The sequence below is a fragment of the Alicyclobacillus fastidiosus genome, from assembly GCF_026651875.1.
Lineage (GTDB): Bacteria > Bacillota > Bacilli > Alicyclobacillales > Alicyclobacillaceae > Alicyclobacillus > Alicyclobacillus fastidiosus.
This window is the reverse complement of sequence record NZ_CP104067.1, coordinates 3439773-3462800: the sequence shown is the minus strand read 5'-3', so window position 1 is coordinate 3462800 and position 23028 is coordinate 3439773. Positions and strand designations below refer to the sequence as shown.

At 52.9% G+C, this 23028-nt stretch carries 12 protein-coding genes and 2 riboswitches; of the genes, 8 read left to right on the top strand and 4 right to left on the bottom strand.

Annotated elements, in window-relative coordinates; all coding sequences use genetic code 11:
• The first annotated feature begins 15 nt into the window (after positions 1 to 15).
• Entirely contained in the window at positions 16 to 8097 is an 8082-nt protein-coding gene (locus NZD89_RS17015) for a glycoside hydrolase family 94 protein (RefSeq protein ID WP_268003985.1), read from the top strand.
• Between the two features lie 157 nt (positions 8098 to 8254).
• Here the strand turns inward: NZD89_RS17015 and NZD89_RS17010 are convergent, their stop codons facing one another.
• A complete protein-coding gene (locus tag NZD89_RS17010) occupies positions 8255 to 9244 on the bottom strand; it encodes a homoserine dehydrogenase (protein WP_268003984.1) in 990 nt (329 codons plus the stop codon).
• A 115-nt stretch (positions 9245 to 9359) separates the two neighbouring features.
• Positions 9360 to 9469: riboswitch (SAM riboswitch) on the bottom strand.
• A 98-nt stretch (positions 9470 to 9567) separates the two neighbouring features.
• A complete protein-coding gene (locus NZD89_RS17005; protein ID WP_268003983.1) occupies positions 9568 to 11211 on the bottom strand; it encodes an APC family permease in 1644 nt (547 codons plus the stop codon).
• A gap of 262 nt (positions 11212 to 11473) precedes the next feature.
• Between NZD89_RS17005 and NZD89_RS17000 the strand changes: the two genes are divergently transcribed.
• The 6 genes from NZD89_RS17000 to NZD89_RS29750 all read left to right on the top strand — a co-directional run bounded on the left by NZD89_RS17000 (position 11474) and on the right by NZD89_RS29750 (position 19106).
• Positions 11474 to 12565, top strand: coding sequence for a lactonase family protein (locus NZD89_RS17000; protein ID WP_268003982.1), 1092 nt, complete (start codon positions 11474 to 11476; stop codon positions 12563 to 12565).
• Between the two features lie 58 nt (positions 12566 to 12623).
• Complete coding sequence (locus tag NZD89_RS16995) at positions 12624 to 13565, top strand: DNA-3-methyladenine glycosylase family protein (protein ID WP_268003981.1); 942 nt, start codon at positions 12624 to 12626, stop codon at positions 13563 to 13565.
• Positions 13499 to 15280, top strand: a complete 1782-nt coding sequence (locus tag NZD89_RS16990; RefSeq protein ID WP_268003980.1) for a putative bifunctional diguanylate cyclase/phosphodiesterase — start codon at positions 13499 to 13501, stop codon at positions 15278 to 15280. Before NZD89_RS16995 ends, NZD89_RS16990 begins: the two co-directional genes overlap by 67 nt.
• Positions 15281 to 15658: 378 nt before the next feature.
• Positions 15659 to 16402, top strand: a complete 744-nt coding sequence (locus tag NZD89_RS16985) for a metal-dependent hydrolase (RefSeq protein WP_268003979.1) — start codon at positions 15659 to 15661, stop codon at positions 16400 to 16402.
• A gap of 223 nt (positions 16403 to 16625) precedes the next feature.
• Positions 16626 to 16726: riboswitch (purine riboswitch) on the top strand.
• A gap of 133 nt (positions 16727 to 16859) precedes the next feature.
• Positions 16860 to 18326, top strand: a complete 1467-nt coding sequence (locus NZD89_RS16980) for a purine-cytosine permease family protein (RefSeq protein ID WP_268003978.1) — start codon at positions 16860 to 16862, stop codon at positions 18324 to 18326.
• Positions 18327 to 18758: 432 nt separating this feature from the next.
• Positions 18759 to 19106, top strand: a complete 348-nt coding sequence (locus tag NZD89_RS29750) for a GNAT family N-acetyltransferase (protein WP_369125209.1) — start codon at positions 18759 to 18761, stop codon at positions 19104 to 19106.
• 68 nt (positions 19107 to 19174) lie between these two features.
• Here the strand turns inward: NZD89_RS29750 and NZD89_RS16975 are convergent, their stop codons facing one another.
• Positions 19175 to 20827, bottom strand: coding sequence for an IS1634 family transposase (locus tag NZD89_RS16975; RefSeq protein ID WP_268003977.1), 1653 nt, complete (start codon positions 20825 to 20827; stop codon positions 19175 to 19177).
• 753 nt (positions 20828 to 21580) lie between these two features.
• Positions 21581 to 21727: a transposase gene (locus NZD89_RS29745; protein ID WP_369125208.1), complete on the bottom strand. Its 147-nt coding sequence runs from the start codon at positions 21725 to 21727 to the stop codon at positions 21581 to 21583.
• Between the two features lie 586 nt (positions 21728 to 22313).
• Here NZD89_RS29745 and NZD89_RS16970 point away from each other — a divergent pair.
• Positions 22314 to 22940, top strand: coding sequence for a cysteine hydrolase family protein (locus NZD89_RS16970; protein ID WP_268003976.1), 627 nt, complete (start codon positions 22314 to 22316; stop codon positions 22938 to 22940).
• The last annotated feature ends 88 nt before the right edge of the window (positions 22941 to 23028 follow it).

Sequence of the window (23028 nt, the reverse complement as noted above, 5' to 3'; positions counted from 1 at the left end):
TGTCAGGAGGCCCCGATGATTCTAAACAGTAACCAACTTCGAGAACGGGCACGTGAGTTTGCCCTGACGAACGAATCGACAGGATATCCACAACCGCGAAGGCACTGGATGGTTTTTCAGTCTGATATGAAGAGCCTTCACGAGTTTGCCGAGCGACTGTCGGCGAGTCGAACACGATGCATGCAACCTGCAGAGGACTGGCTTCTTGACCACATTGCATTTTTGGAGACGCAATGCCAAGAAGTGATTCGCACGTTGCCACGAAAGGCACTTCACCAATTGCCGACGTTAAAAGGGGCGGGGATACCACGCATTTACGCCATCTGCGACGACTATCTGGAGCACGTGGATGGGCGTTACGACGTCCATCCGTTTGAGACATACCTGCAAGCCTATCAAGAAGTTTCCGTTCTGAAGACGTTCGAATGCTGGGCACTGCCCATCGCCATGCGCGTGGTCATCATTTGTCGCCTGGCGCAAGCGATGCGCGAGGTACGCTATCGCCATGAGGTCTGTAGTTCCACCGCGACACTCCTCGAGCGCCTTAGTCAAAAGGACCTGTCTGATGAACAGATTCGCGCGCTGTTGGACAGTTACGCGCGCGGCCGAACCTTCACCCCCGTGGAGGTCGTACATTTGGTCCGCCACCTGAGTGAGTGGGAGCCGAATATCCAATTGGTTCGAGAGTGGCTTGTGGGACATATCGAAAGCAGTGAGGCGAGCCTTGCGAACATGGTGTCGTTTGAGCACCAGTTGCAAGCCGAGTTACAGGTGGTCTGCGGCAACCTGGTCACAAGTTTACACGTGCTCGAGCGACATCCATGGCGTTCGACGTTTGTGAAAATTTCTCATGTCGAACAAATCCTGTTGTCCCAACCAGTCGGCGAATATGAACGCTTGGACTCAGTCAGCAGAGATCAGCTCCGAGAACGTGTGGTCGAGTTGGCCCGGCGGATGAACGTGCCGGAAACGTTGGTCGCGCAAACTGCTGTCGAGATTAGCGCTGGTTCGAACTCAGATGCGACACGTCCAGTTCATCCGCAGGACCGAGAGGCGTGTCTCGCGTTTTATCTCCTTGAGGCGAGGGGGGTAGCACAACTGCGCAGAGCGCTGTTAGACCGGACGAGCCCCCGTCGTTTGCCGACTGTGATCCTGCGCCGCCGGCCAATCTCCGCGTATGTCTTGGGTTCTGCGGCTCTGTTTATCTGCCTCATGTTGGTCGCAGGATATTGGCTCAGTGCTGGCACGACCATTCGGCTGGCGTCCTGGGTCGCCCTTTGGGTGGCCCTCGCCGTGCCCGTCAGCGAGTGGGTGATGACCTTGGTGCACGCCGCCATCATCCGTTGCTGTCGACCGACACCGCTTTTGCGCTACGATTTCGCGAAGGGTTTGCCGGCGGACGCCCGTACCATGGTCGTGATTCCAGTCATTTGGTCGCGAGTAGAAGAAGTCGACGACGTGATGGACCGCCTGCTGGTTCACCACCTCGCGAACCGGCAGGAAAATATCCATTTCGCCGTACTGGCGGATTTTGCAGACGCGCAAAGCGAGCGGGTAGCAGGGGATGACGAGCTCGTCGACCACGCAGTCCGTCGAATCGAGGCGTTGCAGTCGAAGTACGGGCGGGATCGATTTTTCCTGTTTCACCGCTCCCGGCGATTCAACCCGGTCGATGGCGTGTACATGGGGTGGGAACGCAAACGCGGGAAACTCGTCGAGTTCGTCGAGCTGTTGTCTGGTCGTGACGAGACGAGTTTTACCACGGTTCATGGACCGACGGGCGTGCTTCGCGACATTCGCTACGTATTCACGGTCGATCACGACACACAACTTCCCATTGGCGTCGTCAGCCGACTGGCCGCAACGATGCACTACCCGTACAATCGTCCGCGTCTCAACGCGGCAGGAACTCGGGTCGTCGAGGGATTTGGCGTGTTACAGCCGCGCATCACGGTAAGCTTCGACTCTGTACAAAAGTCCCGCTTTGCCGCCCTGTGGGCGGGGGAGCCCGGAATCGACCCGTACGCATTCGCCGTCTCGGACCCGTACCAGGACTGGTTCGGGAAAGCGGCGTTCGTGGGAAAGGGCCTGTTCGATGTCGAGTCGTTTCGCAAAACGGTCGTGGACCGGATACCAGACAATGACGTACTGAGTCACGACTTGCTCGAAGGTGGATTCCTACGAACAGGTCTCACATCGGATATCGAAGTGGTAGAAGAGTACCCCAGTACGCTGTACGCCCATCAACGGCGCGCCCACCGGTGGATTCGGGGAGATTGGCAACTCATCAAGTGGCTCGGCCGGATGTGCGCGGACCGGCATGGCACTGAGAAACCGATTGATGTGTGCGGGGTCACGCGGCTACAAATCCTCGACAACATGCGGCACAGCCTACTTGCGCCAACACTGTTCGCCGTGTCCCTACTCGGACTGCACCTCCTGCCAGGGCGAGCGATTGTCTGGGAGCTTATCGTTCTGTTGACGCTCTTTTTGCCGTTTTTGCGCGCATTGCCGCGCGTGGTGGCCGGCCGCGGGAGAAAATCGCTCCTCGGCGTGACGTTTTTGCAGAGCGCCGTTCGGCTCATCACGCTGCCGTTTGCCGCCGTGGTCGCGGCGGACGCCATCGTGCGGGCGCTTTACCGGATGTATGTGAGCCGACGCAATCTGTTGGAATGGGTTCCCGCCAACCAGATGGATCAGGCTGCTGGGAATCAACCTGTCTTTGTCTACGAGCCGATTGGGTACGTCGCAATCGCTCTGTTTGCAATCGCCGCGTGGCTCTCTGGCGGCGTTCAACCCTTCGTACTTGGCGCCATTGGGCTCGTGATTTGGCTTCTCGCACGCCCGGTGGTCGTTTGGCTGAACGCTGTGCGGCGGGGAGACGAGCGCGCATGGCTAAGTGCTGCGCGCCCGGAGTTGGAGGAATGGGCACGGCAGATCTGGTCTTTCTATGAGGTGTATGTTACGGCTGAGGAGTCGTGGCTACCTCCCGACAACGTCCAGTACCATCCAAATGAGGTGATTGCTCACCGCACGTCTCCGACGAATATTGGATTGTACTTGGCCAGTGTGGTCGCTGCCCGGGATCTCGGGTTCATCGACACAAAGACCATGCTAACCCGCCTGCAGAAGTCGATAGAGACCGTCGCAAGACTGGAGAAGTGGCACGGACACCTATTGAATTGGTACGACACACAGTCCGCACAGCCGCTTGCACCCCGGTACGTGTCCACCGTCGACTCGGGTAACTTTGTCGCGTATCTCATGTTGATTCGCGAGGCGCTTCGCGAGTATGGTGAGCGAGAACCTGGGCTAGGTTCCCGCACTGGAGAGCTCATCGATACGATTGACCAGTTGGTAGAGGAGACCGATTTTCTGGCGCTGTACAACCCTGACGAGCGTCTGTTCTGTTTGGGATTTCACGTGGAGGCGCAGAAAAAGGAAAACATCTTGTACGATTTGCTCGCCTCGGAAGCGCGTCAGGCGAGCTTCGTGGCCATCGCGCTGGGGCAGGTTCCGGTTTCTCACTGGTTTACCCTGAATCGCACGATGACGCTTGCGGGTGGTCGCAAAACGCTTTTGTCGTGGTCGGGTACCATGTTTGAATATTTGATGCCAGGCCTCCTTATGCGGACTTACCGCAACACAGTCTGGGACTCCACCTATCAGGGAGTTGTGCATCGACAACAGGAATACGCCAACCTGCGTTCCGTTCCGTTTGGTATTTCTGAGAGTGGGTATTACGCGTTTGACTATCAATTGAACTATCAATATCGGGCATTTGGCGTCCCTGGACTGGGCCTTGATAGAGGGCTAGAACGAAATCTTGTGGTTGCGCCGTATGCGACCATCCTCGCTCTGCCGTTTGCGGGCGAGCGCGCGATTTCAGCGCTGAAATGCCTAGAGAGTTTGGGGGCTGCCGGGAAATTCGGTTTTTATGAAGCGATCGACTTCACGGTGCAACGCCTTCCAGAAGGTTGTCGGCATCAGGTGATTCTGAGCTTTATGGCTCATCACCAAGGGATGAGCATGCTCACCCTTGTGAATCTGTTGTCGGACGATGTCATGATCGAGCGCTTCCATGCCAATTTGCACGTGCGCGCGGCCAATTTGCTGCTCCAGGAGCGAGTTCCACACAAGGCCGCGCTCATCGAAGAGCCAATCGGGACAAATGCGAGCCTGCCGGAGATGGACGGTCAACCAGACGAGACGGCGCGAACATTTGACGAGCCGCCGATCATACCAGAAGTGAACGTGTTGTCGAATGGCCGCTTGACCAGTGTGAGCACGACTGGAGGAACCGGTTTTCTCACGTGGAACGGCCTTGCTGTGACGAGGTGGCGAGAGGACCCAGTGGTGGATACGTCCGGCGCGGTGGTCTACGTGCACGACGTGGCAGCAGAAGAGACGTGGAGTACAGCGACTTTCCCCTGCGAGGCGCTAACCGACGACAGGGTGGTGTTTCGCCTCGATAAGACGGTGTATGAAGGTCGCTGTCACGGTATTTCTTCCAGTCTCGAAACGATTGTCACCCCAGACGTCGACGCGGAGGTACGACGGCTGCGGCTCTCCAATGACAGTTCCGCCGAGCGTACGTTGGAGGTCACGTCCTTTCTGGAGCTCGCCATGGCCAGTCAGTCTGCGGACAGCGCGCATCCCGCCTTCAGCAAATTGTTTGTGCAAACAAGCCACGACGCAAATGACCAGTGCCTATTTGCCAAGCGCCGACCGCGTGCGGAAGACGAAAAGGAAACGTGGGCGGTGCACACGATGTACGTCGACGGTCGCGAGGCGGGGGGATACGAGTTTGAAACCGACCGGGCCTCATTCATCGGGCGGGGTTATTCGTTGGCGCAACCCAAGGCGATGGGCAGCCGTCTTCGCGGATCTGTCGGATCCGTCGCAGATCCGGCGTTTGTCATGCGGCGCACTATCTACTTGGCACCAGGTGAGACGGCTACGATGTACATAGTGACGGGCGTCGCACAGAGTCGGGAAGAGGCTGCCGAGATTGTGCAGCGCTTGGCCGAGCCCTCGCAGGCAGATGGAGCGTTTCACCTGGCTTGGGTCAGGTCGCAAATCAATTTGCGCCACCATCAGTTGTCACCGGGACAGATTGTGCCAGCGCTGCGCTTGGCGGGACGTCTCCTCTATACGCCACCGCTGTCGCGCGTCCGACGCGATGCGATTGCGCATAACGTACTGGGTCAGTCCTCCTTGTGGTCGCACGGCATCAGCGGTGATGCGCCGATTGTGGCCGTCGCGCTGTCCCACCCAGCCGATTTGCCTTTCGTTACGCTGCTCGCCCGGCAGCACCAGTACTTGTGCAGCATGGGGCTGGCCGTCGACATGGTCGTCGTCGACGAGACCCTCGGAGGCTATCAAGACGAGTCGCTGCACCGATTGCGTGAATCGCTGGCGGCCCATGGTATCGCTGAGATGCAGCGCACGGTGTTCCTGAAAGCTTCGCAATTGGCGGAGGACGAGCGGATCTTGCTGAGGGCCGTGTCCCGCGTTTGGCTGCGCGCTGGCGGGCCAAGTATGACGGCCCAGCTGCAAGTCGACGAAGTCGGATCACGCCCTGTCTCGCGTGCACACGCGCCTCACCAGGCGGCGCGAGAACGGGCACCACATGTTCCACCCGAGGGGGAATTTTTTAATGGGTGGGGCGGATTTGTCGAGGATGGCAAGGCCTATCGGGTGCACGTGCAACGCGGAGCGTATCTACCGCGACCGTGGACCAACGTGTTGGCCAACCCTCGGTTTGGCTGCCTGCTCACAGAACTGGGAACCGGCTACAGCTGGTGGCGCAACTCACGCGAGTGCAAGCTGACGCCTTGGACAAACGATCCCGTCCTCGACCGCCCCGGCGAATGTCTCTACCTGCGTGACTTGGATGAGGGTGACGTCTGGTCCGCGGCACCCGAGCCGGCGGGCGGCGACAGGTCCTTTCGCGTCACACACGGACAGGGATACAGCCGTATCGAACAGACGAGTGGCGAAGTTGTCCACGAGATGGAGACGACGGTGCCACTCGATGATCCGCTGAAAGTTATCCGCTTGCGATTGCACAACAAGAGTGACCGGACCAAGCGAATCGCAGTCACGTACTACGCGGAATGGGTACTTGGCGTGACGCGGGAAGCACAGGCGCCGTACATCGTGACGGAGTGGGACGACGAGCTTTGCACCCTGCTGGCACGCAATCACTATCAAGAGACGTTCCGGGATGCGGTTGGGTTTTTGCACCTCTACGGGGAACGTGACAGACGTGCTTCTGGCGCGCTTTTGTACTCGTGGACAGGCGACCGAGCAGAGTTCTTGGGCCGGGGTGGAACACTGGAATGCCCGGCGGCGCTTGGGGCTGACAGGTTGTCTTTGCGAACCGGAACATTTGACAATACGTGTGGAGCTTTGCAAACCGTGCTGGAACTGCCACCCGATGGCGATGCCACGCTCACGATTCTGTTTGGATGTGCCGCTTCGAGGGAGGAAGTGGCTTCGCTCGTGCAGGCGTACGGCAAAAGCAGCGCATATGAGGACACGCTGGCGAACGTTACTCGGTATTGGGAGGGGATAACGGGACAGATTCGGGTCAAAACGCCGGATCGACCGATGGATCTGATGCTCAATGGCTGGCTGTTGTACCAGACGCTCTGTTGCCGGATGTGGGCCCGCACGGCGTTTTACCAAGCTGGCGGCGCGTTTGGCTTCCGCGATCAACTGCAGGACGCACTTGCGTTACTTCACGCAGATCCGGACATCACCAGGCGGCAGATCTTGCACAATGCCGCGCACCAGTACCGGGAAGGCGACGTGCAGCATTGGTGGCACGACGAGACGCGAAAAGGTATCCGTACGCGTTATTCGGACGATTTGTTGTGGCTCCCCTACGCCGTGTCACGCTACATCGAACATACGGGCGACAAGGAGATATTGTATGAAGAAGTTCCGTTCCTTCACAGTGAGGCGTTGAAGGAGGACGAATTAGAACGCTACGAGGAGACGGTCGTATCCGAGGAACGGGGGTCCATCCTCGAGCACTGTTTGCGGGCAATACGGCACGCTTCCCGGTTTGGCGAACACGGCATCCCACTTATGGGCATCGGCGATTGGAACGACGGAATGAACCGCGTCGGCGCCAAGGGCCGTGGGGAGAGCGTCTGGCTGGGTTGGTTCTTACTTGACGTGCTGAAGCGATTTATACGGCTTTCGAAGGACCTCATTCCCGGTTCGGACTTCGGGGAGCGGTTTGAACGGCAGGTGCGTGAACTAGAGGCCAGCTTAAATGGCCATGCATGGGACGGCGCCTGGTTCCGACGGGCGTTCACGGACGAAGGTCGATGGCTCGGCTCCATCGCGGACAGGGAGTGTCGCATTGACGCTATCGCTCAGTCCTGGTCCGTGATTTCGCAGGGAGCGCCCGAAGAGCGGCAGGAGCGAGCGATGCGCTCCTTTGACCGTGAATTGGTCGACCGGAACCTCCGCCTTGCTCGACTGTTGACCAAGGCGTTTGACGAAACCAGGCCGAGTCCGGGGTACATCCAGGGATATCCGCCCGGCATTCGCGAGAACGGCGGACAATACACGCACGGTGTGATTTGGAGTATCGTCGCGTGGGCAATGCTCGGTCGCAGGGACAAGGCGTTTGAATTGTTCTCTACGCTAAACCCCATCTCGCACACGCAAACGGTGCGAGAAGTCCTGGAGTACGGGAACGAACCCTATGTGATGTCCGCGGATCTGTACACGGCGAAGCCGCACGAAGGTCGAGCTGGTTGGTCTTGGTACACGGGGGCAGCGGGGTGGATGTACCAGGCAGGCGTGGAGTATGTACTAGGTGTCACGCGTCGAAGCGACAAGTTGTACATTCAACCCTGTGTACCCCCAGGGTGGAATTCGTTCACCGTGGACTACCGATATGGCGAGTCGATGTATTCGATTGAAGTACACTGCGTCGACAACGGTGGACCGCTGACGACTTGGGTGGTGGACGGCGAGGAGATGGAAGGTGAATATTTGCGTCTGGTAGATGACGGACAGTCACATCGTGTGACCGTACGCACTTCCTCGCAGCCGCTGTCCACGGTTGGATAAAACGCGTTTTGTGGGCAGGAATCTCCAACTGCAGGGAGTCTCTGCCCGCCTAGCGCCTCGTAGTTGTGTGAGCGCCGCAGGCACGGATTCGTAACGCGAGACGTGCCGCGTGTCGTGTTGCGATTGAGGCGACGCCTGGCGCAACGTCCGTACGAGCTTAAACCGGGACAGACACTTGGAGTTTGCGAGCGATTTTCAGGACGTCTTCGAGGACGCCACTGGCCGTCGGCAAGGCCCCTGCGCCAGGGCCGGATAGGGTGATGGTCCCGGAAACATCTCCATCAATGCAAATCGCATTTTGTACGTCGTCGATGGCGTAGAGTGGGTCGTCCGGAGAGAGGACCTGCGGTCCTACGTTCCAGGACACGAAGCCGCTTTGGAGGTCCCACTCGGCACAGACGACGTGTTTCACCTTTTGACGTTGCCGTTTCGCTGTCGCGATAGAGTCTTTGGACACGTTGCGAATTCCTTCGACGTCTGTGCCAACGCGGGCGCTTTGCGGGACGCCAATGCAGTCGAGGAGAATTTGAAGTTTACACCACGCGTCCACCCCGTCTACGTCCATCGCAGGGTCGGCCTCGGCGTAGCCAAGGGCCTGCGCGAATTGGAGTGCGTCATCAAACGCAAGATCCTCGTTGTGCATCCGCGTCAAGATATAATTGGAGGTGCCATTCATGATTCCGCGCAAACGGAGAATTTGACTCATGTGGAAGTAGGTCTCCAACGTGTGAACGACGGGAATCCCCGCGAGGACGCTGGCCTCGAAGCGAATGTGCGCACCGTGGTCACGCGCCACCTGACGAATTTCTTCACCGTGTTTCGCCATCATCTCTTTGTTCGCCGTCACCACTGATTTCCCGTTTTGCAGGGCGGTGAGTACCGCATCGCGTGCGGTGTCTGTGCCGCCCATCACCTCAATGACGACGTCTATCTCGTCGTCGGCACACACAGATAACCAGTCGGTGCGCAATTTTTCCCGGTCGACGACAGAGTCCCGCTCCCGATACACGTCGCGAACGACAATTCCGCGAACGTCGAGTGTAAGGTCGTGTTCGGTGCCGAGCAGCGGCCGTTTTTCGTCGATCACACGCAAAATCCCGGTTCCCACTACGCCACATCCTAGTAAACCAATTCCGAGCTTTGTCATTCTACTTCCTCCTCGTTCGCACGATGCTTTTCGACGCCGTGGACGCGGCGTACGTGGGAGAGTCAGAATAGAAAAGGACATCTCCCAGAGGGAGATGTCCTTTGTGGACGCATCCCTCTCATCTCCCAGGACATGCGTCCTGCAGGAATTAGCACCAATCCGAATGGGTCATTCGGTGGTTGCCGGGCTTCATCGGGCCAGTCCCTCCGCCGCTCTTGATAAGAAGACTTACGATTTTCCGTTGTAGTTGTGGATAAAGATTACACTTCAGCCGAATCGTTGTCAAACGTATTCGACTTGATAAAGTGATAGACGCGATTGCCTTACATCGTAGCCGAGTGATCTTCGTCTAGGCTCATTACATCGGTGTGGCCATCTTCGCGCATTTCCGCTTCATAGCCGGATTGGGCACGCTCGAGATAAGGCGTCACCCAAGCACTCTTGACGCCCCAGTAGAAAAAGGCGACCGATCCAAGGGCCACAATCAACAAGTCCACGCCGTAGGGCAGGACGTCGATGCCGCCAAACGGAGTGCTACCGAGGTAGGATACCAAGATCATGAACGCGAGGTACGCGAGAAGCCAGACACTGGATTTGATGTGTCGAGAAAAGCCGCGAAAACCTTCGTTGCGATACTGGAAGTGCAGGTACACCGGCAATCCAATCAGCATGACGAAAATCACGCGACCGGTGCTCGGCCACGTTCCTGCGTACAAGATCAGGGACGCCATCGCGAACGCGATGGGCGCTAGTGCCCGCAACCCTTTTATTCGCACGCGGGAGCCCATCCCGTCGGCGATGTTTCGAAAGGAAAGGGCCGACACTGGTCCGGTCACGTAGGAAATGAGCGTTGCGATGGAGATGACGGTTGATAGTTGTCCCCACCCGCGGAACAGTGCGAGAAATAGATACGCGATGGCGAGGTTCAACCACATCGCCCGCCGCGGAATCTTCCAGGTAGGGTGAATCCTTGACAAAGATTTTGCCAACCAGCCGTTTTCACTGATGCCGAAGAGCATGCGCGCGGTCGTAGCCGTGTAGGTGATCCCGGTGCCCGACGGCGAAACAAACGCATCCGCGAACAAAATAATGGCCAGCCAATTGAGTTCGAACGCCATGGCTAGATTTGCGAACGGGGAATCAAAGTTCAAATGTTGAAATCCGTTTGCCAGCATGTGTGGCGTCAACGAGCCGATGAATGCGACCTGCAACACCATGTAGACGATGGCGGCAAGGACGATGGATCCCACCACGGCGATCGGGACCGAACGGTTTGGGCGCTTTACTTCACCAGCCAGGTTGATGGGGCTCGTGAAGCCGTTGAATGCGAACACGATCCCAGACGTGGCCACTGCCGTGAGCACACCGGACCATCCGAAAGGCGCAAAGCCGCCGTGTTGTGTAAAGTTTCCACCGTGAAACGCGCTGCATAACAAGGCGATGCCTGTAAGACCTGGAATCACGAACTTGAGGATGGTAATCAAGGTGTTCACGCGGGCAAACAGCTGCACGGTCCAAAAGTTGATCAAGAAGTAAACGAATACAAGAATGGCTGCCAAAGACAGACCAACACCACTTAAACTCTGAGATGTTGCATTGAAGAGCGTGTGCGCCCATGCCACTGGCCACGAACTCATATACTGGATAGATGCTTCCGCCTCTATCGGAATGACAGACACAATGGCGATCCAATTGGCCCATCCAGCGATGAACCCAGTCACTGATCCGTGCGAGTACTGCGCATAGCGAACCATCCCGCCGGATTGTGGGAACCGTGCGCCGAGCTCCGCATACACAAGGCCAATGAACAGAACCATCACCATGCCGATAATCCATGCCAGGATGGCAGCTGGCCCAGCGACGGCGGCCGCCTTCTGGGCGCCAAAGAGCCAACCTGACCCAATGATAGAACCGACGCCTGTCATCATCAGGCTGAAGGTACCTATTTGTCGGTTTAACTTTTGCATCTCGATCCCTCCTTTGTAGATCCATGAACTGTAAGTTTTGTTCACGGAAACATTCATAAAATTGACATTGATTTGCAAGTTAATAGTAATAAAACGGGAAATTAGTAACCCTATCTAGTATAACACGGAGCCCCATTCGCCTCCAACATATGTAATTTAATTCCTTTCACTGCAGCGAAACATTTCGGTGTTTGCGCACCGGGGTGATCGCCGTTTATGCTGATCTCGTTACGGCAAAAATACTTTCGTAGGGGAGAGCCAAATGACGGATCGAGTTCGAGGGACCGCGAGGCATCTGATTTTCACTGGAACGTACGAACCACAAGACCGCCCAAGCATTTATACCTATATATTTGACGCAGCCCGGGAGAGACTCGAGCCTGGACCGGTGTACACCGGCATCGCTCACCCTTCTTTTCTCGCTGTTGACGCGCGTTCGCAGCGACTCTTCGCCGTCAGTGAAACGGTGACAGAGGGGCATGTCGTCTCGTTTCACTACCACCCACAGACTGGCGAACTATCCGAAATCAGTTCTCAACCGACCGGTGGAACCGAACCTTGCCACCTATCTGTCGACGAGACGGGGCGGTGGCTGCTGGCGGTGAACTATCGAACGGGCAGTGTCTGCTTGTACCCAATCGATTCAAATGGCGCCATTCAACCGATGAGGCAACAGATTGTCCACGACGGACAGAGCGTTCACGTCGAGCGTCAAGAGTCGTCTCATCCACACGCGATTTTCCCGATTCCTGGAACTCCTCTGTGGTTGGTGCCGGATTTAGGTGCTGACCGGCTATACGTCTACGAACTAGATACTGACATGGGGCAATTGTCTCGCAAGTCGATTACGAACACCGCCCCCGGTACGGGACCCCGTCACGTCGCGTTCCATCCTGCAAGTCCCTGGATGTATGTGGTAAACGAGTTGGCGTCCTCGGTCACGCGCTACGCGTTCGACCCATTGACTGGCGAACTGACGAGCTTTGAGACGACACCCGCCGTGCCCGAGTCGTATCGCGGGGACAACACGACTGCAGACATTCATATCGAGGACGACGGCAGCTTCCTATTCGTGTCCAATCGCGGACACGATAGCATTGCAGAGTATCGCGTCGAAGAGGACGGTACACTCAGCCCAATCGGTTGGACGCCATCCGGCGGACAAGTGCCTCGCAACTTTGCAATCCTCCCGGGCACGCCGTACCTGTTGGTCGCCAATCAAGCCTCGAATAACCTCGTGCTGATGCGTCAATCGGACGATGGGAAACTGAAGGAATCGGGTATCGACAGGACAGTGCCAAGTCCAGTTTGTATCCAAGCGATCCGAATGGACACAGCCATCGCGCCACAGTGATGCCACCGTTTGTCCAATCGACGGCGCACGCCCTACAGGGGGTGAAAGGAGGCCGAGCATGACGCGGTTCAACACGCACGTAGAGGATCATGGCACACATGTGACGATTCATACGCCGGATCCATTTAGTTACCAGCAGGTGGTCGCCTACCTCAATCGCTCCGAAAACGAGTGCCTACATCGGGTCGACGGCGCGACGGTGTACAAAGCCATCCCCATCAATACGGAGATAGCCGTCATGGCCGTCTCCAATCCAACGCCAAGCCGCATCGAGATCCGCTTGTTGGAGTCGGGCGGGTGCGCAGTGAGCGATGCGCTGTTGGCGGCTGCGCGTTACGTTTGGGAGTGGTTCGATCTCGACGCAAACTTAGTCCCGTTCTACCAATTGGCAACGGGAGACCCGGTCCTCAAAACGCTCGTCACCGACTACTACGGACTTCGGCTCATCGGCGTGCCAGACCTATTTGAGGCGCTGTGTTGGGCCGTGATGGGGCAGCAGATCAATTTGGCGTTTGCGTATACGTTAAAGCGCCGATTTGTCGAGGCGTTCGGCACCCGTACGACGGTGCGCGGCCATACGTACTGGATTTTTCCGGACGCCTGCCGAATCTCGGAACTCACCCCATCCGAGTTGACCGCTCTGGGTTTCACGACGCGCAAGTCGGAATATCTCGCCGAGATCGCGCGGTGGATGCGTCGTGGCGCTATCACGAAGCAGGGATTGCTCGCGTTGCCAGACCTCGAATCTGTCGTCGACGCGCTGACGGACATCCGTGGTGTGGGCAAGTGGACTGCAAATTACGTAGCGATGCGGTGCTTGCGCCATCGCTCTGCGTTTCCGATTGACGATGTGGGACTTCATCACGCCGTTTCGCGCCTTCTCGGCATGAATCAAAAACCGACGCGAGAGGAACTTGGCGTACTATTCGCACCGTGGCACGGCTACGAAGCGTATGCGACGTTCTATTTCTGGAGACATTTGTTAGCCCCGGAATACTAATTGTCATCGGTCGTGATATTACTGAGCACGATAGGGTACTTCATGAGTTAGAGGAGAGTAAGCAACGCTATAAATCGCTGTTCCATAACAGCCCTCACGCTGTATTTGCGCTGGACCTCAATCGCAATTTTACGTCGGTCAATTCCAAGATGGTGGACATGTGTGGGTACGAGGCGGACGAACTCATTGGACAGTCATTTTCAACCATCGTGACGGAGGAATCTCACTCTGACGATGTCAAATTGTACAATTCCGCGTTGGAGCATCCTAGCCAATCAATCGAGATCGGCATTCGAACAAAAAATGGGAAAATTGTGGATGTCAGCCTTCATGAGATGCCTATCGAAGTCAATGGTGAAACGATTGGCGTATATGGAGTGGCCAAAGACATCTCTGACCAAAAGAGAAGTGAACAAATTATTCATCACATGGCGTTTTACGATACGCTCACGGGATTGGCGAATCGGGCGCTCCTCACACAAACGATAGAGGATGCCATCGATGACCTTCGCCATCACGACGGTTCACTCGCCCTTCTCTTTTTGGACTTGGATAACTTTAAATGGTTAAATGATACCAAAGGTCATTCGATTGGGGATCAATTTTTAAAGCAAGTTGCAGAACGGCTGCGTACGTGTGTGTCCTCTAAGAAGGATTTAGTTTGTCGTCTTGATGGAGATGAATTTGTTGTCCTTCTCCCCGTTGTAACGGATTGGACCGAAGCCAGCAACGTTGCGTGTAAAATCCTTGATATATTTGAAAAACCGTGGCATTTTGCGGATGAAAAACTCGTCTTTACAGCAAGTCTGGGTATTGCAATGACGAGTGACAGCCAACAGAATGCTGAACGCCTGATTCGAAACGCGGATATGGCCATGTATGAGGCGAAACGTAAAGGGAAAAACACTTACCAATTTTTCGGTCACAAGTTAAACGAGAGAATTTATCGCCGCTTTGAGATTGAAAAATCTCTACGACGCGCCTTGGAATACGAGGAATTTAAGCTGTTATTCCAACCGCAGATCGATACGATTACACACGCAATCACGGGTGCCGAGGCGCTAATCAGGTGGGAACACCCGACATTGGGGTTGGTTTCGCCAGGGGAGTTTATCAACGTCGCGGAGGATTCTGGGCTCATTGTACCGATTGGAAAATGGGTGATCCGTGAGGTGTGCGCACATATCAAAGATTGGATAGTTGCGCGAATCCCTTTGGTTCGTGTGTCCTTAAATGTTTCACCGCGACAATTCCAAGACGAAAACTTTGTGGATTATTTCACTCAGGTTTTATCAGAAACCGGCGTCAGCGGTAAGTGGATCGGCGTAGAGATCACCGAATGTGGGATTATACAGGACGTCCAATACGCTCAAAAAACTATTACGGAGTTACGTAAAATGGGTATCGCTATCGATATCGATGATTTTGGCACCGGATATTCGTCGTTTAGTTATCTCATGGACTTTCCAGTTGATAAAATAAAAATTGACCAGACCTTTGTGAAGGATTTGCACCTCGAAAAGGCAGCTGCCATCGTCAAGTCGGTGATATCCCTCGCCCGCAATTTGAACATTTTATCGATTGCTGAAGGTGTGGAAACAGAGGAACAAAGCAAGTTGTTGACTTCTTTTGGCTGTGACGAACAGCAGGGATACTTTTTCCATGGACCCGTTGACAAAGGCGCACTCATTGATTTATTGACGGACGAACTTTGACACCGTATAAACCAAAGGCGTCCATTCGCATTCCGATATGAAAGCTTCCGAATGTCCCCATCGAGATAACGTGGTGGGGATTTTAATTTGGTTGTTGAGGATCTAAAGTTGAACCAGTGGTGATCCAATGTGATCCAAAATGTATACCATCATCCGGCGTACTGAGAAATACGGACATAACCACACAAGGCGCTCAGAAGCTCGTAGTGCGGACGGAAAGCAAAGCACGGATATGAACCCTTAGCGCGGCAGAGAAGCGCCGCGAGGAGGCTATTAGGTGGCACAGCGAGAGGGGGAGTTACACAGCAATAGGAGTCCAAGGGTCTACGAATTGTTCTGTACCGTTAACATTTATGATTCTAATTGGGGAGTTTTTTGATGCTCGGACGTACGCATATGGCTATTGGTGCTTTAGGTGCTGTTTTGGTACTTCCTGTTGTTTTGCATGATTCCACAGCTCACGATATGGTTCTATCTGTTGGGGATGGGCATTTAAATCAAGCTAGACAACTGATCGAAGGTGTTGTTGTAGGGGCCCTTGGTGGTATTGTGCCTGATTTGGATCAGAAGGATGGACTGATGACGCGTAAGGTGGAAAGAATAGGGCAAATTGCTATGCTTGGTGCTCTCGTGATTTTGTTGGTAATGATGCATTTGTGGAGGTCTCCTATTGCGTTAGGGATTGCGTTATTTATGTTTCTTGGTTTTGTCCATCATGCTGAGTGGGTGCGTAAAACATCGTTGATATTGCTTGCGTGTGGCTCTTTATATTTGGGGATGCGGTTTCCTGATTACACGGAAATCGGGATATGTTTGGCAATTTGGTTCGGTGTCACGGCATTTTCTAAGCATAGGACCTTTACGCATTCTTTATTGGGATTTGCGATCGCTGGTTTTACTTTGGTGCAACTTGGTAAATATCAGCATTTGGTTTGGTTATCGGATGTAGCGATACTTGGATATGGATTACATATTATCGCTGATGCAGTAGCAGGGGGAATACCGTTGTTTTGGCCACTTGGTAAGCGTCAGGGTATTCGTATGGTTCTGACCGGAGGCAAGGCCGATCATCTAATCGGTGTTGTGAGTACGTTTTTGATTTTGATGGATGTTGTGAAGTGAACTTACGATAAGGTATAGTCGCGACTCGTTTTTTATTACTGCGAAGGCAGGGTATTGCCCGATACGTGTCATTGGCTTCAAAAAATTCCACAGCAGGTACTTTGATCGGTCGACAAGCAAAGGGTTTTAGTATTTCTACTATCACTCAAGCACATAGTGGGAAAGAATTGTATGTTTCACCATTTTGTCTTTTGTTGACGCTTTGTGTCACATGCTATAGAATGTCAGCGAAATAAAGAGACCTCGTATAATGCTGAGGATTGGCTCAGCAGTCTCTACCAAGTGACCGCAAATTGCTTGACTACGAGGACGTTTTGGATCGTACAAGGGATACACGTCATTGCCGTTTTGGCGTATGTAGTGTATAGCATTAGCCCATGTAATCCTCGACTCCTCGATGTTACGCGGCAAGCTGGTCGCCATTGGTGTCGAGGTTTTTAATTAGGGGGATTCATACATGGGCCAAGCAGCGAAGTCCTTGACTTCCACTGGTAAACAGCCAGATGCTGCGTTTCATCTGGAGACCGAAGGAATCGGGATCATTGCTAAGGACAAAAGACACGGTATGCCGAGGGAACTATTTTTTGTATGGTTTGCGGCCGTTCTGACGTACACAGGCGTGGTAACAGGTCAATTGTTCACGTCCTTAGGATTGAATGTATGGGAGAGTCTACTTGCCGCGCTGATTTGTTCTGGATCATTTGCGGTGCTAGGCTTTGCTTGTGCAACTGGACCTAGAGCGGGTACCGTGACATTAACAATTTCTAAGGCTGCATTTGGAGCACGTGGCAATAAAGTACCGGCGTTTTTCAGTTGGCTTACAGCGGTCGGCTGGGAAAGTGTAACAATGGTCTTGACCATTTGGGCTATTTTAAGCTTGGCTCAATATATCGGTCTTCCTTCACATGGGTTTGTTCCAACGATCATCTCCCTTTTGAGTACATTGGTACTGACTTACACCGTCCCTATCTTGGGCCACGCAACCCTGGTTACAATGCAGCGTATTTTAGCATTTGTACTTGCTGCTTGTGCGGTGATTGTGGTTTTTGCTATTTTCCCCTCTGTACATTGGGGATTCAGCACGCCAGTCAAGGACATGGCGGCTTCGGGTACATTCCCAACTTTTCTGCTTGCCTTGTCAATTGGTCTTGCAAGTACGTTTTATGGATGGGTGAATTTCGCAGCTGATTATTCCCGATATCTTCCCGCTCAAACGCCAACTCGGAAAATCGTTGGTGTTACTTTTGCTGGTGGAGGCATCGCGAATTTTGTGATGATGGGTGTGGGTATTCTCCTTGGTACCTTTGTGAACCCGTCTGCGTTTGCAAGTAATCCCGTTATGGCTATCGCGAAATCCATTCCTGCATGGGCCGCAATTCCTTTTTTAATCGCGGTCGTCATAGGCGACATCTGCGCGAATTACCTGAACGCGTACAGCTCTGGAATGAGCTTTTTATCCATGGGCATACGTTTGCGTCGATATTGGGCCGTTGTTATTGATGGAGTAATTTGTACGGCAATAGCAGTCTACGCACTGTTCTTTTCTACGAGCTTCGTAACATTTTTCCAAAATTTTTTAGATTTAATGATCATGTTCATTGGTCCTTGGGCGACAATCTTTTTAGTTCACTATGTCATCGTTAAAGGAAAATACAATTCTGCTGGCCTGTCGGAGAATGGCCCAAACTCCTCCTACTGGTATACAGGTGGGATTAACTGGCGTGCCATGGTTTCGTTCATTGTTGGGGTGTTAGCTACATTCTTTACAGCGAACGGAGCTATGTGGGTAAGCCCGTTATCAAAGATGTGGTTTGGTGGTGCTGATTTAACCGCTTATGCTGCACCTATTGTTACCGGGATTGTATATTATCTTCTTGCTTCACGTTCACAATCTAAGCAGGAACCGTTTGAAGCGGTCGCCTAATATAGTCGTCCTTTCTGGATATCAGGGGCTTTGATGACAAATGTCATGAAAGCCCCTTTTGCTATTGTTGTTGCACATCGAAGCAGATTCAATCTGAATGGTCGTATTATTATTTCCTCCACCATTTTGCTCTAAGATGAGCCAATGACCTACGAAATATGATGAACAAATGAATACCAAATCCTCTTTTGTCTGGACATGAGTTTACCTCCCATTGAGCACCAACATGCCCGAACAAGACCTATAAGACGACCAAGAAATCGTAACAACTAGCTCATCGTATTGGTGGACATGTCCTGCACTTTGAGTTGCACTTGTTTCGAGAACGACGTGTAAAGATTTTGAGTCATTTCTGTGGAAGCCATAGATACAATGTCTTTGTCGGGAGGCGAATACATGGACACTATTGTCATCACCACGTAAAGACTAAATTTGCGGAAAATGACCACGGATGATGTTCAGAATCTATTGAAAATGTTTTCATACCCAGAAGCAATGAGATACTATCCCTCAACCATGAATGAAGAAGAAACCTTGGGCTGGATTAATCGAACCTTAAGTAATTATGAAAAGTTAGGCGTGGGTTTTTGGATTGTAGAGGATAAATCGACGGGAGAATTTCTTGGTCAATGTGGGATTATACCGCAAGAATTCGATGGTGTTAGCGTAATGGAGAACGCATATCTGTTCGTGAGACAGGAGTGGGGAAAGGGCTACGCAACGGAATCAGAAAAAGCTTGTAAAGAATACGGATTTCAGACTCGGCTTCGACAGTCGTAGATACACGAAATCCCGAAACCCGTTGGTGCTTCTAGGATTTCGGGACTGTGGATAACTTCGTGTGGTGCCTACAGCGTATCTGTGGATATGTCCGAGAACAACGGTGGATGTTCGTAACCCAGCGCTTTCAGGATTTGTGCCTGCTCCGGGGTTACTTCTGTTCGCTGCCGGACTCTGCCGCTACCAGCTTTGTAGGTTACAAGGTGCATCTCGTTCATGACAGAACGGATCTCTCGCCATGTGTGGCTAGTTCGGTTCTCTGCCACCCGAACCAAAAGTAACGAGAGCCAGCACAGTAGTACATGTGCCCGAATCCGCTCATTCTTCCTGTGGTACATCGGGCGCAATTCCATGGTCTGTTTCAGAGAACGGAATGCCGCCTCAACCTGCCAGAGCTGCTTGTATCCAAGGGCCACATCTTCCGCGGACAGTGTGTCGTCTGAGGTTCGGATCAGATACTTTCCGTCCAGTCGTTCCATCGCCTTAACCGCCTGGTGGTCAACTGTGAGATTGCCACGCTTGTCCGACTTCAAGTAACGCTTGAAGGTCGGGTGACTTTGCAATCGACAGTGCGCCTTGGTGTGTGCGTCGTTATCCAACTCCTTGAGTCGTGCGAGCTCTGCTTCCAGGGCCTTGAGGTGTGCCTCGCGCCGAAACGCATCTCGGCGAGCTTCATCTGGGTTGCGAACGAGCACATATCGGACCCGTGCCTCACCGTCTCCTACGACGATTTCCTTTATCTCAAGGTTATCCCGTATCGTTTTAAATCGCCCAGGACGAGACATGGCATCTTCGACTGTCTGCTTCCCAGAGGTCATCTTCTCTCCAGCAATGTAATGCCCTCCGGCTTTCTGGAGTTCACGTAAATTGTCCTCCGAGCTGAACCCACGGTCGACGACCGTAACGACGCGTCCGAGACGCCAGCCAATGAGGTCCTTCTTCACTTCTGGAATGACGGTCATGTCTGACGTGTTCCCTGGCCATACCCAACACCGCACAGGGATGCCGTCTCGGGTCACTGCAAAACCAATTACGACCTGCGGTAAGTCCGGCCGGTGGTCCTTGGAGTAGCCGGGTTGCTTCAGACTGTCTTCTTCCGGCTCGTCATCCATTTCAAAGTAGCTTGACGTGGTGTCAAAGAACAGTAAGTCGACTTCCAGGTTCAACAAGTCGGCGACAGTCTCGAACACTTCTCTCTGGATGTCTACGTCCGATTCAATCAGGAAATCCATTGCACGGTACCCCTGGTGGACCTCAAAGTTCTCAACACCGGGGAGTGCGACGTCTCGCTTCACCCAGTCCTCCATGCCAAGCTTGCTCGAGGGGTCCAAGGCTCGATTGGCGACCATCGCAAAGATGGCCCGCTCTATCGGGGCTTCATATTTGCGCTGTGCCAGACGCTTGGATATGGCTTGACCCACGCCAAGTTCATGCCACAACGAGTCGACGATATAAGCGGTGCCAAACGTTTTGCTATCGAGCAGACTCAACTGCACGCTATCCTTGGGCTCCGACGCAACGGGTTCATCACCAAGGAATCGTGAGATGCTCGCGGCAAGCCTCTTCAATCCATCCATATCCACTTCATCTTCACGCCCGAAGTGGTAGAGGACTTTCGCTTGGGGATTGCCGGTCTTGGGATTGCGTTCATTATGGGCAAGCTGCACGTAGGACGTGACAGAACCGTTTTTATTTTTTCGTGATATCCGCCGTATGTACATGTCTACATTTTAAAATAATATGTTCTACGAAGTCAACTACCGTGGATAACAATACTAGTTATCCACATAAATTCGCATGCCTACAACTTTTTGTAAAAATGCCTACATAAAATAACCGGAATTCCGCGCCGTTACGGGATTCCGGTTATCCACAAATGCTTATAAACGGGTTGTAACTGTCGAACCCGAGTCAGAGCATGGGTCTCCATAAGATGTATTCGTTTATAGATGCCAATAATACAGCATCTGCGAGAGTTGCTGAACGTAATGGAATGCATATTGAAAAGACAATAACCAAGTGGGGCAAGGAAGTGTTTGTGTACTCCGTGGCAAGATAACGTTGACGATCGACTAGAATAAAGTTGAATAATTTATCAAAGGAGATCATTATGCTTCGTCCACGTGTCAAATTATTTCTTGAGTCGATCCCTCAGGGGGACTCTACACTGACACCAAATGTCATCAGGTTACGCCATAACCAAAAAATCGAGAGCTATTCCTCTCACTCAAAGACCGTATGTCTGGAATGTACCTATCCGGTCTGAACTGCGACCGCGAACCTACCGTGACGTGGGATAGTGGCAACGCCGTCTTGCGAAGCTCACGGAACAATGTAGCCGAGACTAATAGGGAGATTTGGTCCGGAGCTAGGTTGCAGATGCATGGTGAACGTAAGTGAACCCCTTATAAACCGCGTTATTCAAGACAAGCGAAATCCCTGATACGCTTGTGCCAAAAGTCAAGTAGTCGGGATCAGTACTCCCGTTTTACTACATTCGGACGTATGTCATGCTTTCGGGCTACAATAGATACACTTCCTGTTTCCAAACACTCCCGAACAACCTGCTCCTTAAACTGCTTAGAAGACTTACGTCTTTCCACGGACAAAACCTCGTGCATCTATTGTTCTATAGATCACATGGCTTGTCCAATTATATAACGGGGCTTAAGAGAAAGTGCACTAGACAATTTCTGTTAACGTCTTAACGATGAGTGTGAGTCGTAGGCACGAGTGTGAAACATGGCTTTATGAATTTTGTGAAAAAGATTCTGCTATATGGAATAGAATGATTTTACCTTTCCGAATGTTATATAGAATTTAAACTAGTAACTGAATCCGCTTTCACTATAGGAAATGGAATTGTGTGTTTCAATCTGATAGTTCAACGAAAAGGAAACTAAAGGGGGTATCATTTTCTGAGCAATACGGATGAAGGTAGTGTCGCGCCTGGGAACGAGGCGGTTGTTACACTTGAAGTCAAAGACACTGAAGGAATGGTAAATAACCTTCGACAAATGAGTGTGCAGGTTGGCGAGTGAGGGATATGGGGACGCACATGGCAAGAAGTGTGTAATGCGCGACCCGTTCCTGAATTACGTGCAACTCTTTGAGAGTTCACTACAAACATCTTATCATGCGAGTATTTTGCTGAAAATCAATTCATTATCGTGTTTACATCTGTGATTTATGGGATGGGGAAATGGTATGGACTTACAGGAACGAGTGGATCCAGGACGGGCGGTTGTTATTGTCATTGATATGCAAAACGACTTTTGCCATCCGGAAGGGTGTTGGGGGGAGGGTGGCCTCGATTTACATGAGGTACAAAAGATGATTCCAACATTAGAGCACTATCTGAACATGGCTAGGCGTTATGACGTGCCAGTGATTTTTGTACAGACAACGCATAGTGACGTGGACTCGTCTCCTGCTTGGAAGGGTCGGAAGTCCCAGAATGGGGATACCGGCCGTAGACCGACATGTATAAAGGGGACTTGGGGGTGCGAATTCTACGGAGTTCGGCCGAATGATGGTGACGTCATCATTACGAAACATAGATACAGCGCTTTTGTGGGGACGAATTTAGCTCAAGTACTGAATTCGCTAGGACGTGATTCGCTACTTTTAACTGGTGTGGCAACAAACGTTTGTGTGGAGTCGACGGCTCGGGACGCATTGAATCACGATTATCACGTGGTACTTGTGTCAGATTGTACTGCGACGACCGACGAGGGTGCACAGCGCGCGACAGAACAAAACATCCGGCAAGGATTTGGATGGGTTGTACCAGCCGCGGACATTTGCAACATTTGGGAACGATGCATGAAGTGAATCCCCGAGACAACGTGCTGGCAAAGCCACGAGGGGTTTATCGAAAATAAATCGCATATTGTTCCGTAATGTGAAACGTACAGTAGAT